The sequence below is a fragment of the Citrobacter sp. Cu231 genome (assembly GCF_030332265.1).
Taxonomy (GTDB): domain Bacteria; phylum Pseudomonadota; class Gammaproteobacteria; order Enterobacterales; family Enterobacteriaceae; genus Citrobacter; species Citrobacter meridianamericanus.
Window position 1 is genome coordinate 185,229 of sequence record NZ_JAOWIE010000034.1, and the last position, 14,719, is coordinate 199,947.

General features: G+C 52.0%; 13 protein-coding genes. 6 read left to right on the forward strand and 7 right to left on the reverse strand.

Translation table 11 applies throughout. The annotated features are described in order from the left end of the window. The first annotated feature begins 181 nt into the window (after nt 1–181). From yiaY to OGY15_RS11815, 4 genes are all read left to right on the forward strand, one after another. Nucleotides 182–1,333 carry an L-threonine dehydrogenase gene (gene yiaY, locus OGY15_RS11800; protein ID WP_286539283.1) on the forward strand — a complete coding sequence of 384 codons (1,152 nt, stop codon included), beginning with the start codon at nt 182–184 and terminating at the stop codon, nt 1,331–1,333. A gap of 92 nt (nt 1,334–1,425) precedes the next feature. Beyond that, on the forward strand, nt 1,426–2,964 hold the full coding sequence (gene aldB, locus OGY15_RS11805) for an aldehyde dehydrogenase AldB (protein ID WP_151216974.1): 1,539 nt from the start codon (nt 1,426–1,428) through the stop codon (nt 2,962–2,964). A gap of 184 nt (nt 2,965–3,148) precedes the next feature. Then, nucleotides 3,149–3,472, forward strand: coding sequence for a DUF3302 domain-containing protein (locus OGY15_RS11810; protein ID WP_187253861.1), 324 nt, complete (start codon nt 3,149–3,151; stop codon nt 3,470–3,472). Nucleotides 3,473–3,477: 5 nt separating this feature from the next. Beyond that, on the forward strand, nt 3,478–4,614 hold the full coding sequence (locus tag OGY15_RS11815; RefSeq protein WP_187253860.1) for an HlyD family secretion protein: 1,137 nt from the start codon (nt 3,478–3,480) through the stop codon (nt 4,612–4,614). A 16-nt stretch (nt 4,615–4,630) separates the two neighbouring features. Here the strand turns inward: OGY15_RS11815 and OGY15_RS11820 are convergent, their stop codons facing one another. Next, the gene (locus OGY15_RS11820; RefSeq protein WP_151216971.1) at nt 4,631–5,584 is read right to left on the reverse strand and encodes a LysR family transcriptional regulator; all 954 of its coding nucleotides are present in this window, start codon (nt 5,582–5,584) and stop codon (nt 4,631–4,633) included. A gap of 121 nt (nt 5,585–5,705) precedes the next feature. On the opposite strand from OGY15_RS11820, the gene OGY15_RS11825 reads away from it, so the two are divergent. Then, the gene (locus tag OGY15_RS11825) at nt 5,706–6,446 is read left to right on the forward strand and encodes a MipA/OmpV family protein (protein ID WP_151216970.1); all 741 of its coding nucleotides are present in this window, start codon (nt 5,706–5,708) and stop codon (nt 6,444–6,446) included. Nucleotides 6,447–6,538: 92 nt separating this feature from the next. On the opposite strand, the gene OGY15_RS11830 is transcribed toward OGY15_RS11825, so the two are convergent. Further along, nucleotides 6,539–8,494, reverse strand: a complete 1,956-nt coding sequence (locus OGY15_RS11830) for a glycoside hydrolase family 127 protein (protein WP_286539291.1) — start codon at nt 8,492–8,494, stop codon at nt 6,539–6,541. Nucleotides 8,495–8,504: 10 nt separating this feature from the next. Continuing rightward, nucleotides 8,505–9,905: an MFS transporter gene (locus OGY15_RS11835; protein WP_151216966.1), complete on the reverse strand. Its 1,401-nt coding sequence runs from the start codon at nt 9,903–9,905 to the stop codon at nt 8,505–8,507. Between the two features lie 252 nt (nt 9,906–10,157). Between OGY15_RS11835 and OGY15_RS11840 the strand changes: the two genes are divergently transcribed. Further along, nucleotides 10,158–10,973 carry a helix-turn-helix domain-containing protein gene (locus OGY15_RS11840; protein WP_187253858.1) on the forward strand — a complete coding sequence of 272 codons (816 nt, stop codon included), beginning with the start codon at nt 10,158–10,160 and terminating at the stop codon, nt 10,971–10,973. A gap of 4 nt (nt 10,974–10,977) precedes the next feature. On the opposite strand, the gene araD is transcribed toward OGY15_RS11840, so the two are convergent. The 4 genes from araD to OGY15_RS11860 are packed head-to-tail and all read right to left on the reverse strand — an operon-like array spanning nt 10,978 to nt 14,684. Next, the gene (gene araD, locus OGY15_RS11845; RefSeq protein WP_151223994.1) at nt 10,978–11,673 is read right to left on the reverse strand and encodes an L-ribulose-5-phosphate 4-epimerase; all 696 of its coding nucleotides are present in this window, start codon (nt 11,671–11,673) and stop codon (nt 10,978–10,980) included. Further along, the gene (locus OGY15_RS11850) at nt 11,667–12,527 is read right to left on the reverse strand and encodes an L-ribulose-5-phosphate 3-epimerase (RefSeq protein WP_003024218.1); all 861 of its coding nucleotides are present in this window, start codon (nt 12,525–12,527) and stop codon (nt 11,667–11,669) included. Before OGY15_RS11850 ends, araD begins: the two co-directional genes overlap by 7 nt. Continuing rightward, on the reverse strand, nt 12,520–13,182 hold the full coding sequence (gene ulaD, locus OGY15_RS11855) for a 3-keto-L-gulonate-6-phosphate decarboxylase UlaD (RefSeq protein ID WP_286539495.1): 663 nt from the start codon (nt 13,180–13,182) through the stop codon (nt 12,520–12,522). The genes OGY15_RS11850 and ulaD overlap by 8 nt, the downstream gene beginning before the upstream one ends. Then, entirely contained in the window at nt 13,182–14,684 is a 1,503-nt protein-coding gene (locus OGY15_RS11860) for an FGGY-family carbohydrate kinase (protein WP_286539295.1), read from the reverse strand. Before OGY15_RS11860 ends, ulaD begins: the two co-directional genes overlap by 1 nt. Nucleotides 14,685–14,719 lie beyond the last annotated feature (35 nt).

The following is a 14,719-nucleotide window of genomic DNA, read 5'->3' on the forward strand; positions in this document are numbered from 1 at the left end:
ATTAATTCAGGAATTAAATGAATTAATACAAAATAGATATTGAAAGAAATAAGCACATTAGATTATGAACCTAATGTGCTTTTTAATTGTGGGTGTTATTAAAATAACAACCACGATCATATTTTGTTGGATATTTCACTCGTATGCTTCCTGACTCTTTAGAGTAATTAAGGATCGTACAATGGCTGCTTCAACATTTTTTATTCCTTCCGTGAATGTAATTGGCGCTGATTCATTAAAAGACGCAATGAATACAATGGCGGAATATGGTTTTCGCCGTACGCTGATTGTCACGGATGCCATGCTGACGAAATTAGGTATGGCTGGCGAGATTCAAAAGGCATTACAGGAACGTGATATTTTCAGCGTAATTTACGACGGTACGCATCCTAATCCCACGACCAGCAACGTTGCCGCTGGCCTGCAAATGTTGACAGAAAACGAATGTGATAGCGTTATTTCTCTCGGCGGCGGTTCTCCGCACGATTGTGCGAAAGGTATCGCTCTGGTGGCCGCTAACGGCGGCGATATTCGCGATTACGAAGGTGTAGACTGTTCTGCAAAACCGCAGTTGCCGATGATCGCCATTAACACCACCGCGGGCACGGCATCAGAAATGACCCGTTTCTGTATCATTACGGATGAAGTACGCCACATTAAAATGGCGATTGTCGATAAGCACGTTACGCCGCTGCTGTCGGTTAATGACTCCTCGCTGATGGTCGGCATGCCGAAGTCTCTGACGGCGGCTACCGGTATGGATGCGTTGACCCACGCTATCGAAGCCTACGTGTCAATTGCCGCCACGCCAATTACCGATGCGTGTGCGCTGAAAGCGGTCACCATGATTACACAAAACCTGCCGGTCGCCGTTGAAGAGGGCAGCAATGCTCAGGCGCGTGAAGCCATGGCTTACGCGCAGTTTCTCGCGGGCATGGCCTTTAACAATGCCTCTCTGGGTTACGTACACGCTATGGCGCACCAGTTGGGTGGCTTCTACGATCTGCCGCACGGCGTATGTAATGCTGTGTTGCTGCCACATGTGCAGGTCTTCAACAGCAAAGTAGCTGCCGCTCGCCTGCGCGATTGCGCAGGGGCAATGGGCGTGAACGTTGCTGGTTTGAGCGCAGAGCAAGGGGCAGAAGCCTGCATTACGGCGATCCGCGAACTGGCGCAGAAAGTGAATATTCCGGCTGGTTTGCGTGAGCTGAACGTGAAGGAAGAGGATATTGCCGTACTGGCGACCAATGCCCTGAAAGATGCCTGCGGCTTCACTAACCCGATTCAGGCGACTCATGAAGAAATCATGGCGATTTATCGCGCTGCCATGTAATTCGTGATACCTGTCGTAAAGCAGTAAATGGCTGGCGAATAATTCGCCAGCCCCGTCTACCCTTGTAGTACCCCTACAGCAAGGAGACGGTCATGACCAACAACCCCCCTTCAACGCGTATTTATCCCGGCGAGTATGGTTACCCTCTGAAGTTAAAAGCCCGATACGATAACTTTATCGGTGGTGACTGGGTCGCCCCTGTGGACGGCGAGTATTACCAAAACCTGACGCCGGTAACCGGGCAATTACTGTGCGAAGTGGCCTCTTCCGGCAAAAAGGATATCGATCTGGCACTGGATGCCGCGCACAAAGTAAAAGACAAGTGGGCGCAAACATCCGTGCAGGACAGGGCGGCGATTCTGTTCAAAATCGCCGACCGTATGGAGCAAAACCTGGAACTGTTGGCGACGGCAGAAACCTGGGATAACGGTAAACCCATCCGTGAAACCAGCGCGGCAGACGTGCCGCTGGCGATTGATCATTTCCGCTATTTCGCTTCCTGTATTCGTGCGCAGGAAGGGGGAATAAGCGAAGTTGATAGCGAGACCGTGGCTTATCACTTCCATGAACCTCTCGGTGTGGTAGGACAAATTATTCCGTGGAACTTCCCCTTGCTGATGGCCAGTTGGAAGATGGCGCCTGCGCTGGCAGCGGGTAACTGCGTAGTGCTTAAACCTGCCCGCCTGACGCCACTGTCCGTACTGCTGCTGATGGACGTTATCGGCGATCTGCTCCCACCTGGCGTGGTGAACGTGGTAAACGGCGCGGGTGGGGAAATTGGTGAGTATCTGGCGACGTCTAAACGCATTGCGAAAGTGGCGTTTACCGGTTCAACGGAAGTTGGGCAGCAGATCATGCAGTACGCCACGCAGAACATTATCCCTGTGACGCTGGAGCTGGGTGGGAAATCACCCAACATCTTCTTCGCTGACGTGATGGATGAAGAAGATGCGTTTTTTGACAAAGCGCTGGAAGGTTTTGCGCTGTTTGCCTTCAACCAGGGCGAAGTGTGTACCTGTCCGAGCCGTGCGCTGGTACAGGAATCCATTTACGAACGTTTTATGGAAAGAGCCATTCGCCGCGTGGAGAGTATTCGTAGCGGTAATCCGTTAGACAGTGTGACGCAGATGGGTGCGCAGGTGTCGCATGGTCAACTGGAAACTATACTGAATTACATCGACATTGGTAAGAAAGAAGGGGCAGATGTTCTCACCGGTGGGCGGCGCAAGCTCCTCGATGGCGAGTTAAAAGAGGGTTACTACCTCGAACCGACCATTCTGTTTGGCAAGAATAACATGCGAGTTTTCCAGGAAGAGATCTTCGGACCGGTGCTGGCCGTCACGACCTTCAAAACCATGGAAGAGGCGCTGGAAATCGCCAATGACACTCAATATGGGCTAGGCGCTGGCGTCTGGAGCCGTAACGGTAATTTGGCGTACAAGATGGGCCGTGGGATTCAGGCGGGGCGTGTATGGACCAACTGCTACCACGCTTACCCGGCACATGCGGCGTTCGGCGGTTATAAGCAATCGGGCATCGGACGCGAGACGCATAAGATGATGCTTGAGCATTATCAGCAAACCAAGTGCCTGCTGGTGAGCTACTCGGATAAACCGCTGGGGCTGTTTTAATTTCTCATCACTTATTGCCCGGTTTTGCGCCGGGCATATCTTTATTCTTCAGTTATATATAAACCCATATGTCGTTATATAAATAAGATAATTGCACTTCATATACATACTCATCTACTATCATTCAATCTATTTGTTAATCTAAATAGAATTCTTATTTGTTATTTCAATCTCTGAGGCAAATATGTTTCTTGATTATTTTGCATTAGGAGTGCTTGTTTTTGTATTCCTGGTCATTTTTTATGGGGTTATTATTCTGCATGATATTCCCTACCTGATTGCAAAAAAACGTAACCATCCTCATGCCGACGCAATACATGTTGCGGGCTGGGTGAGTTTGTTCACCTTACATGTTATTTGGCCTTTTTTGTGGATCTGGGCAACACTGTATCGCCCGGAGCGAGGCTGGGGGATGCAGAGCGCTGATTCTTCCCTTATTCAACTGCAGGAACGGGTAGCTGATCTGGAAAAGAAACTGGGTGAGGTTAAGACCTCTCCGGCGGAGTAATATCGATGGATTTACTGATCGTTTTGACCTATGTGGCGTGTGCGTGGTCAATATTTAAAATATTTAAAATACCTGTCAACAAATGGACCGTGCCCACTGCGGTATTGGGCGGTATATTCATTGTTTGTGGACTGATACTACTGATGAATTATAACCATCCGTATACCTATAAGGCGCAAAAGGCGGTAATTTCTATTCCCGTAGTGCCGCAGGTAACGGGTGTAGTAACAGAAGTGACGGATAAGAAGAATACGCTGATTAAAAAAGGCGAAGTTCTGTTCAAGCTTAATCCGGGGCGTTATCAGGCACGGGTTGATCGCCTGAAAGCCGATATTGTTACAGCACAACATAAAGAGCAGGCGCTGGTGGCGCAGTTGGACGAAATGAAAGCCAACACGCAGCGGGCTAAGGCTACCCGTGACAAGCTGGCGAAAGATTACCAGCGTTATGTGCAGGGGAGTCAGGCGAAGGTGAATCCTTTTTCTGAACGCGATATCGATGCGGCGCGGCAAAACTATCTGGCGCAGGAAGCGTCGGTGAAATCCTCTGTCGCAGAGCAGCAGCAAATACAAAGCCAGTTAGACAGCCTGATAATGGGTGAGAATTCGCAAATTGCCAGCCTGAAGGCACAACTGGCTGAGGCGGAATTCAATCTGGATCAAACCGTGGTTCGTGCGCCCAGCGATGGTTACGTTACGCAGGTGCTGATGCGTCCCGGAACCTATGCCGCTGCGTTACCGATGCGTCCGGTGATGGTGTTTATCCCGGATCAAAAACGGCAAATTATCGCCCAGTTCCGTCAAAACTCGCTGCTGCGTCTGGAACCAGGTGATGAAGCTGAAGTGGTGTTTAACGCGCTGCCGGGTAAGGTATTTCGCGGTAAACTGGCTGCGATTAGTCCGGCAGTGCCGGGCGGCACATACCAGTCGAACGGGGCGCTGCAATCTTTAAATTCCACGCCCGGTTCGGAAGGTGTGATTGCCACGATTGAGCTGAATGATAATGCGGAGGTTAGCGCGTTACCTGATGGGATTTACGCGCAGGTCGCCGTTTATTCAGACCACTTCGAACATGTGTCAGTCATGCGCAAGGTCTTGTTGCGCATGACCAGTTGGGTGCATTACCTGTATCTCGATCATTAAAATCAGGCTATTTTGCTTACTCAGTCTGCTGTTTCTGCGACTGAGTAAGCTGCCGGCGAATTTCCCCTAACATCTCATCAAGAATAAACTGTACTCGCCAGGGCTGGTATTCGCGTTTGCGGAAAATGGCCACCAGATCCAGCCACCATTCATATTGTTCAGTGAAGCACGGAACCAGCAGTCCGGCTTCAATATCTTGCTGTACGCTGGTATTTGGCGCAAAAACAATACCAAGATGGTTACGTGCCAGTGCCAGTGCGGACTGCGTATTATCGCAAACGTAATTCCCTGTCACACGATAGTCGCGCATCTCCTTACTTTCGAGAGTGGTGAATCGCCAAATATTTGCATCGTCAATCATCATTGAATCAATCAAGATACAGGAGTGGTGTTCAAGGTCTTCGGGGCAGTTAATAGGATGGTTTCTGAGATACTCCGGACTGGCAAAAGCCATCACTGCATATTTCGTTATGAAACTCGCAACCAATGACTCATCTTTTGGACGAGCGTAGGTAATTAAAACATCACAATCATCCGGAAAATCAACGCCTTCATAAAATGCTTTACGTTCCAGATTACATGTTTTTAGTGTAAGAGAAATACCGCCAATGTTTTTTATTTCTGCAATAACTTTTTGTGATAAGTAAGAAATTATCCCAGTTGGCGCATAAACTGTGACTCGCCCGCTTTTTTCATGCTTATAATCAGCAATGAAATTATTCAGCTGTTCGGTTCTGTCCAGCATGTCGTTGATGTAGGGAAGCAGTGCCTTGCCAAACGGAGTAAGGGTGAGTTGTCGGGTGGTTCTGTCGAAAACTTTTAACCCTACTTTTGATTCAAAATCAGCAAGATATTTGCTGACGTTGGCTTGCGCAATGCCGAGGATGGTCGCTGCGTGGCTGATGTTCTCACTGGCAGCGATTACCGAGATAATCTTCAATTCCCGGTGTTTGAGTTGTAATTTATTCATCGCAAAGCCCAATATATATATGATTTTATATATTACTATATAAATATGAATGTTGCATCGATGAAATTGTAAGCATTATTATGCACGCGCTTTGTAGCTTATTTTAAAATGGAAAGTTGGCATGTTAATTAAACGCAATGTTGTGGCGCTAATTGCTTTTTCTTTTATGGCGAGTGCATCAGCCGCAGAATTTTCTCTTGGCGGTGGCGCTGTATATAATGAATCACCTTATCGTGGATATAATGATAATGTTCACGTTGCACCGCTTGCCAGTTATGAAAGTGAATCCTTTTATTTTAGGCAAACAACGTTAGGTTATATTCTTTCAAAAAACGAAAGTAATGAATTTAGTATTACTGCCTCATATATGCCGCTTGAGTTTGATCCAGGCGATAACGACGACCATGCGATGAAAATGCTGGATAAGCGTGACGCTACCGCGATGGCAGGTGCAGCATGGTATCACCATGAAAGATGGGGCAGCGTGAAAGTCTCCGCCGCAGCGGATGTGCTGGATAACAGCAACGGTTGGGTCGGGGAATTATCTCTGTTCCGCCAAATGCCGATGGGCAAGCTGACGCTGACGCCGGCGATTGGCGTGCTCTACTATGACGAAAACTTCAACCAATATTATTACGGTATCTCTGGCAATGAATCCCGCCGTAGTGGGTTATCAAGCTACTCCCCTGGCGACAGCTGGACACCGTATGTTGCACTGACCGCGAAATACGCTTTGACCAGCAACCTGACGCTGCTGGCCAGCGCCAACTACAGTGCGTTGCCGGATGACATCAAAAATAGCCCGATGGTTGATCGTGACGACAGCTTCACATTCCTGACCGGGTTAACCTGGCGTTTCTGATTCTCACCCGTTTGTCCTCAGGGAAGAGGGCAATCTTTTCAGTGCGCCAGGCCGGATAAAGCGCGAAGCGTCATTATCCGGCACGTTTTCAATTACAGCTCATTCACCCAAATACGCATTTCGCCTTCACCACGATTCGCCCAGCTAAACCACGGAATAAACGTCAGCGTATGCGCCTCACGCAAAGCCGGTGAAACATCGTAGTGCCACAAGGATTGCTGTGAGGCGTTGGCACTACTTTGCTTCACACCTTCAGCCTGAATTAGCACCTTATGGCTGAATAAACCTTTACCTTCGAATACCCGGAATTCACTCTCTTTCGGCAGCCACAAATTATGTAGCTCCTCACCGTTGTCGGCCTGTTCCAGGCAATACACCAGCGGCCCACGTTGAATGGCGACCTTCCCTGCCACATGGCGCATCAGTGGATTTCCGTACACCCGACGTACCGGCATCGGCAGGGTCAAACTGAGCGTATCGCCTTCCTGCCAGGTTCGGCTGATGTGCAAATAGCCTTTGCGAATATCCTGCGCAACCGGCTGACCATTCAACAAAACCTGCGGTGCGGAGCACCAGTCTGGCAGGCGCAGAGCGAGGGTGTGATACACCGATTGCGGTGATTCGATGGCGATTTTTACCTGTTCATGCCATGGGTAATCCCCGCTAATACGTAGCTTAAGCGAGCCATTTGCAACAGGGACCTCCATGCTATTGCCCACGTACATATTGATATACAGCGCATCCTGACGTGGCGTGTAGAGGTAATGACCAATTGAGGTTAACACGCGGGCGATATTCGGTGGACAGCAGGCGCAGCCGAACCAGCGCTGGCGAACGGGCTTCACGTGGTCATAAATATGATTGAATTTTAATGATTTAGGGTGTACTTCCAGCGGGTTAACGTAGAAGAAATGCTTGCCGTCGAGCGCCATACCTCCCAGCACCGTATTATACAGGGCGCGTTCCATCACGTCGGCATACTGACTGTCGGCCTCCATTTCCAGCATTCTACGGGCGAACATCATCAGGCCTATTGAGGCGCAGCTTTCTGCGTACACTGAGTCGTTAGGCAGATCGTAATCGCTGCTAAACGCTTCGCCACTGCTTTGCGAGCCGATCCCGCCGGTAATGTACAACTGGCGCTGGGCCATGTTTTTCCACAGACGCAGGCAATCCTGGCGCTTGCCTTCGTCCTGGCTTAAGCGTGCCAGATGCGCCACGCCGGTCATCAGGTAGACAAAGCGTACCGCGTGACCAATAGCCTTTTGCTGCTCTGAAATCGGTTGGTGTGCCTGGCTATAGGGCTTATCTTTCACCATCCACGCCGGGCCGTAGGTGTGCCAGTAAGAGGTTTGGCCGCGTTTCTCGTACTCTTCGTCATAGAAATGAGGCTGTGTGCCGCGCTGTTCAACAAAGTAATTTACCAGCGCCATATAGCGAGGTTGCTGGGTCACTTCGAACAAGCGCATCAGCGCCAGCTCGATTTCCGGGTGTCCGGGGTAGCCGTGCAGTTGATTCTCCCCGAGTCCAAACACGCTGTCGATGTGATCCGCCAGGCGACACACCACCTCTAACAGACGGCGCTTTCCCGTTGCCTGGAAGAACGCGACACCCGCTTCAATTAAATGACCGGCACAGTACAGCTCATGACATTCGGCGAGGTTGGTCCAGCGTTCATTCGGGGCTTTCACCGTGAAGTAAGTATTGAGATAGCCATCTTCACACTGCGCTGCGGCCACCAGTTCAATGACTTCATCGGCCGTTTTCTCAAGTTCCGCATCGGGTTTCTGACACAGCGACCAGGCAACGGCCTCCAGCCATTTCGCCACGTCGCTATCCTGAAAAACCATCCCGTAAAACTCACCATCCTGCAGACCTGCGGCGATACGGAAATTCTCTATCGCATGGCTGGGTTCCGCCTCTGCAATGCGGTCATTGAGCGCATCCCACTGATAGGGGATCACCACGTCGCGCACCAACTGCTGATATTGTCCGAGGAACGGATCGCTGACTGTGAGCTTATGCAGGTCGACTTCCAGTACGTTCATTTCGTGCTCCTTAAGGCTGTACATGACGCTGACGCAGATCGGTGGCAATGCGCGACATCATCGGGTTATTGAGTTTGCAGATGCGGATTGACAGCGCCAGCAGCAGGTGGAACAGCGCGGGCAGCAGCGTTTCCATTGCGGTAATCCCTTGCAGCGAACTGGCGGTTTGGTTACCGGCGCCTGGCTGATAGGCGACAAAAATAAATAGCAGGCTGATGATCCCTGCACTTGAGGCCCAGGCCAGCTTGATGAAAAACAGATTGAAGGCGAAATTCATGCCGGAGGAACGCACGCCGGTTTTCCACTCGCCGTAATCGTCGGCGAAGGCCATCAGTGAGAAGTGCAGCGGCAGCGTGAAGCCTAAAATAATGCCGTTACCGAGGATGACTGCCAGCCACAGTGTCTGATGAGCCGGGCCGGTTGGCAGGAACCACATCAGTATCGCCAGGGCCGTCAGCACCAGGTTGGTGTAGTAATAGAGTTTGACGGTATCAATGCGGCGGGTCAGGGGGCTGACGATCACTGACCCGATGATGGACGCGAAGGTGACCATGGTGAAAAACAGCGACGTATAGGCGGTGCTGCCTTCCAGCACGTAGGTAATAAAATACATGTACCCGCCGCCGCGAATATTAAAGACGTTGATCAGCAGGAAAGACATTACCAACATCAACAATAGCTGATCGTTTTTGCGCAGTCCGCCAATGTGCTCACGCAGGGTAAATTTTCCCATCATTGCCAGCGGCACACGCTCGCGCACCCAGAAGAAGCAGCACAGGAACATCACCACCGCAATGGCACACAGGATGCCCACGCCAAACTGATAACCCTGCGCGGCATTGCCCTGACCCAGGACATCCACCATCCACGGCAGGCCAACAGAGACCAGGAATCCCGCTACACCGCACAGCACGAAGCGCCAGGACTGGCAGGCGATCACTTCATTGTGGCGAGTCGTCATCGTATTGATCAGCGCACAGTACGGCACGTTGATGGCGGTATAGCTGACGGAGAGTAGCAGATAGGTGCCGAACGCCCAGGCGATTTTGACGCCCATGCTGGCGTCCGGGACGGTAAAAGTCAGTACGCCAATAATACCAATCGGAATCGCAACCCACAGTTGCCACGGGCGAAAGCGCCCCCAGCGGCTTTGCGTACGGTCGGCCAGCACGCCCATGACGGGATCGGAAATGGCGTCAAATATACGCAGGGCAATAAATAATGTGCCGACCAGCGCAGGCGTTAACCCGAAGACATCGGTGTAGAAAAATGTCAGGAAGTTCATGATCAGGCAGGTAATTACCGTCCCGCCAGCATCGCCTAGCCCATAACCAATTTTTTCACGCAGGGATAATTTGTCGTCCTGGGCACGCTGTGCCAAATCAGATGTTGTAATCGGAGCCGAAGTCATAAATAACTCCCGGAGAGGATGTTCAGAAAGTTTCCCGCTACGTTGCGGGTTATTTGTTTGTAATTTGCAAAATACGTTATTTATTCTGCACGAAATGTTTGGGTCAACAAGGGAAGAGAAAAGTATAAAAAGATGACAATTCCGACTTCATTATAAAAATGTGATTTCGATCCAGCGGAAAGCTAATTTATCGTGAATAATCAATGATAAATAGCAGTTTAAATAATGTAAAAAGCGGGAATTTGAATATATATGCTCGAATTATCCATGTCTCTTCCGATTAAAGTGCAAAATGGTGGGCTATTTATTTCCCGGGGCGTGGGCAGTCATCCTGCGCGACGATTGCAATCCTGGGAAATTATCTTTGTTGAAAAAGGGACATTAACGATTCGCGAAGGCCAGACAGTTTTTTGCGTGAATGCCGGAGAAAGTTTGCTGCTGTGGCCACAGCGATCGCATATTGGCGTTGGGCAATTTCCGGCTGATTTGAAATTTTACTGGTTGCACTTTGAGGTCACAGCAGAAAATGAAGCATCAATAGCAGGATCGTTACTTGCTATACCTCAGCATTCCCGGGTGGGTGAGCCACAATATATTATTTCGTTGTTTCGCCAGTTCTTACGTGAACAGGAAAATATTCATCGCAGCATGGCGCTGGAACTGATTCTACTGCTGATTTTGCAGCAAATATCCGCAGCCGCCAGCGAGCAACCCGTCGACAGCCCCGGGAATGCCCTGGCCTGGAAAGCACAGCAAATTATTCACACCCGGTTTCACCTGCCGATTTCCGCCTCAACGTTGGCGAAAGAACTGCATTGCAATGCGGACTATCTGGGGCGCGTTTTTCGTGGCGCTTTTCGTCTGACGTTAACCGAAGCGTTGCATCGCCAGCGGGTGAGGGCGGCAGAAAAACTGCTGATCAGTGATTCGCTATCGCTTACTGAAGTGGCAATGAAATGTGGGTTTAATGACGTGGGCTATTTTCGCAAAATCTTCCGCAAACACACCAGCCTGACGCCCGCGGCGTGGAAACGGCGCTATTGCAAAGAACATATCAATAGCGCCTGACCCGTTATTGCCCGTAATACGCATTTGCCCCGTGTTTGCGCAGATAATGTTTATCCAGCAACTCAGACTGCATATCCGGCAACTGCGGGGCTAACTGGCGAGAGAACAACCCCATGTATGCGCACTCTTCGAGCACCACGGCGTTATGCACCGCGTCTGCCGCGTCTTTACCCCAGGCGAACGGTCCGTGGGAGTGCACCAATACCGCCGGAACCTGCAGCGGATTGAGATCGCGTTGCTCGAAGGTCTGAATGATCACCTCTCCGGTTTGATATTCATATTCGCCGTTGATCTCTTCAGCGGTCATCAGACGCGTACATGGAATAGAACCATAGAAATAATCGGCATGCGTGGTGCCCCATGCCGGGAGATCCAGACCCGCCTGCGACCAGATCGTCGCGTGGCGAGAATGGGTATGGACGATCCCGCCGATCTGTGGATAACGACGATACAGCGCCAGATGGGTTGGCGTGTCGGACGACGGTTTTTTGTTGCCTTCCACCACGTTGCCGCTGGCAATATCCACCACCACCATGTCGTCGGCGGTCATCACGTCATATTCCACGCCGGATGGCTTAATCACCATCAGTTTACGTGTTTCATCCACTGCGCTGACGTTGCCCCAGGTAAAGGTAACTAAGCCATGAGCCGGAAGCGCCAGGTTTGCCGCCAGCACCTCGGCTTTCAGTTGTTTTAACATGGAAATCCTCCTTCCTGCATGCGTGCTTCTATCCAGCGCCGTGCCTGGATAATTTCCAGTACCGGCTCTTTCGCTTTTTCAGTCCACATTTCAATCAGAAACGACCCGCGATAGTTCAGTTGATGCAACGTTTTGAAGATACCAACAAAGTCCACGCACCCTTCGCCAAACGGTACATCGCGAAACTGGCCTGGATGCGTTTCGGTTACCGGCAGCGTGTCTTTCAGGTGGATAGCAGCGATGCGGTCAATGCCCAGCGTCAATTCAGCAGTGACGTCGTTCCCCCAGGCGCTGAGGTTGCCCACGTCTGGATAGACGGTGAACCACGGCGATGACAGCATTTCATCCCACTTTTTCCACTTGCTGATCGAGTTCATAAATGCGGTATCCATGATTTCTACCGCCAGCATCACCTGCGCAGCGGCAGCCTGCTCCACTGCCCATGCCAGTCCTTCGGCAAAGCGCTGCTGCGTGCCTGCGTCATGTTCTTCGTAATAGACGTCGTAGCCTGCCAGTTGAATGGTGCGAATGCCTAAATCGCGCGCCAGGCGAATGGCTTTGCTCATAATTTCTCGTGCCCGCTCACGCACGGCTTCATCGCGGCTGCCAAAGGGAAAACGACGGTGGGCGGACAAGCACATTGATGGGATCGCCACGCCGGTTTCCAGCATCGCGCTCACCAGCGATGCGCGCTGAGCCGGACTCCAGTCGAGACGCGACAGACGTTCATCGGTTTCATCCACCGACATCTCGACGAAATCAAAACCGCAGCTTTTTGCCAGCACCAGCCGTTCCGGCCAGGAAAGGTCTTTGGCCAGTGCTTTTTCATAGATACCTAATGGATGGTTACGCATGCAGTGTTCCCCAGATGGTCTCGATTTGCGCATGGAATTCGCCAGCAACCTGCGCTGGGTTTTGCGCCCCCGCCAGCGCGCGCCCGGCGATAAAGGCTTTGACGTTAATGTCGCGGAACAACGGCAGATCGGCGGGCGTGATCCCACCGGTAATCGACAGTTCCAGACCGATATCAGAAAGCGCCTTCATGCGTGCCAGGTCTGCTTCTCCCCACGGTTGTCCGCTGGCCTGAGCATCGCGTCCGCGATGGTAAATCGCCTGGCGAACGCCAACGCGATACCAGTCGCGGGCATCATCCAGCGTCCAGTTGCCGAACAGCTCCATCTGAATTTCACCGCCGCAGGACTGCGCGACGTCATGACCTTTCTCTACCGTCGCCAGCGGCGCGGCACAGATGATGGTCATCCAGTTTGCGCCTGCTCCAAAGGCTTGGAGCGCGAGGGTTTCGCCCGCATCGGCCACTTTCCAGTCGGCGACGATGATTTTATTCGGGCACTGGGCGCGCAGGGCTTTCACGGCGCTCAGCCCTTCGGTTAAGCAGAGAATCGTCCCCGCCTCAACGATATCGACGCTCTCTTGTAGCAGCGCGACGTCGCGTTGTGCGGCTTCAAGGCTGGTGTGGTCGAGCGCCAGTTGCAGTAATGGTCGACTCATCATTCGTGCTCCTTAATGCGGGCGTGGTAGCCCTGTAGTGCGGTAATTAAATCCAGATATTGGCGGTATTTACGCTGGTAGCTCGCCTGTGCGGCGGCGTCCGGCAACAGCGTGCGCACCGGGTGCTCCAGGCTGCGCTGGGCGTCGCTGAAGTTGGAATAAACGCCGGTGCCGACGCGGGCGGCGAGCGCAGCGCCAAAGCAGCCGGTCTCTTCAATCTGCGGCAATTCGATACGTAAACCGCTGACGTCTGCCAGCATCTGCATCCAGATGTCGGAGTGCGCCGGACCGCCGGTGACGCGCAGGGTATGCGCCTTCGTAAAGCGTTCGCGCATGCGATTGAGGTGGGTCATGTGGCTGAAAACCACGCCTTCGTAGATGGCCTGCAATAAGTGGGCGCGAGTGTGTATCGCCTGCATGCCATAAAAGCCGCTGGTCATCTCCAGCCCGGCGTTGCTGCCGTACAAAAATGGGAGAAAGAACAGCTCGCTACCCGCTTTCGGTAAGCTGGCAACGGCCTGATTGATCTCAGCAAAAGAGAGTTCGCCCCACTGGGCGGTAAACCATTCCAGATTGCCGGAAGAGGTCGGGCTGGCTTCGTGAACGATGTACTGCCCGTCATTGACATAGCGGCCATAAACGTAGGGATGAGCTTCGTGGTCGCGCAGGCCGTGGGCGATCCCGCTGGTGACGGCCCAGGTTCCCATCACTGCGTTGAGGGTGTGTTCATCTTCGATACCGGCGCAGAGTGCGGTGGAAACCACATCAAACAGTCCGCCGACGACGGGTGTGCCCGCCGCCAGACCGGTTAGGGCGGCTGTCTGAGCGGTGATTTCCCCGCATATTTCTGCTGAGCCGACAATCGGCGGTAGTGCATTGTCGATCTCGCTGATGCCCAGCCACTGGGTCAGGCGCGAGTCGTACTGACCCGAAGTCATGTTGTAGAGGTTCGACTCGGAAATATTGCTCTCTTCGCAGCCTTTGACGCCGGTTAAGCACCAGCGCAGATAGTCATGGCCCATCATGACGCAGCCAATTTGCGCGTAACGATGGGGTTGATTCTCTTTCACCCAGCGCAGCAATGATGCCGGATGCCCGGTCCATAACGTCTGGCGGGTGATCGGGTAGAGCTGCTCGGGAATTCCATCCTGCTGCCAGCGCTGGACGATTTCCATCGCCCGGCGGTCGGAAGAGAGGATGGCATTGCCCAGCGGTTTATCCTGCTTATCGAGGAGGAACAGGCCTTTGCCCTGAGCGGAAATACCGATACCTTTGATTTGATCTCCGCAGACGCCGGTGCGCGCTAACAGCCCGGCGATCGTAGCTACACACTGTTGCCACAACTGGTGCATATCGCGTTCGGCGTAACCGGGCAATGGCGATGCGGTCTGTAACGATTGCCGATTAATGCCATGCTCATGACCTTTGGCGTCATACAACCCGGCTTTCAGATACGTACCGCCACAATCAATACCCAGCCAGAAGGTCTTTTTCTCACTCATCTTGTTATCTCATTTTTGCCGGATGGCGCTGTGCT

Coding starts and splice junctions, on each gene's coding strand:
- yiaY (WP_286539283.1), top strand. CDS start 182: ATGGCTGCTTCAACATTTTTTATTCCTTCCGTGAATGTAATTGGCGCT.
- aldB (WP_151216974.1), top strand. CDS start 1,426: ATGACCAACAACCCCCCTTCAACGCGTATTTATCCCGGCGAGTATGGT.
- OGY15_RS11810 (WP_187253861.1), top strand. CDS start 3,149: ATGTTTCTTGATTATTTTGCATTAGGAGTGCTTGTTTTTGTATTCCTG.
- OGY15_RS11815 (WP_187253860.1), top strand. CDS start 3,478: ATGGATTTACTGATCGTTTTGACCTATGTGGCGTGTGCGTGGTCAATA.
- OGY15_RS11820 (WP_151216971.1), bottom strand. CDS start 5,584: ATGAATAAATTACAACTCAAACACCGGGAATTGAAGATTATCTCGGTA.
- OGY15_RS11825 (WP_151216970.1), top strand. CDS start 5,706: ATGTTAATTAAACGCAATGTTGTGGCGCTAATTGCTTTTTCTTTTATG.
- OGY15_RS11830 (WP_286539291.1), bottom strand. CDS start 8,494: ATGAACGTACTGGAAGTCGACCTGCATAAGCTCACAGTCAGCGATCCG.
- OGY15_RS11835 (WP_151216966.1), bottom strand. CDS start 9,905: ATGACTTCGGCTCCGATTACAACATCTGATTTGGCACAGCGTGCCCAG.
- OGY15_RS11840 (WP_187253858.1), top strand. CDS start 10,158: ATGCTCGAATTATCCATGTCTCTTCCGATTAAAGTGCAAAATGGTGGG.
- araD (WP_151223994.1), bottom strand. CDS start 11,673: ATGTTAAAACAACTGAAAGCCGAGGTGCTGGCGGCAAACCTGGCGCTT.
- OGY15_RS11850 (WP_003024218.1), bottom strand. CDS start 12,527: ATGCGTAACCATCCATTAGGTATCTATGAAAAAGCACTGGCCAAAGAC.
- ulaD (WP_286539495.1), bottom strand. CDS start 13,182: ATGAGTCGACCATTACTGCAACTGGCGCTCGACCACACCAGCCTTGAA.
- OGY15_RS11860 (WP_286539295.1), bottom strand. CDS start 14,684: ATGAGTGAGAAAAAGACCTTCTGGCTGGGTATTGATTGTGGCGGTACG.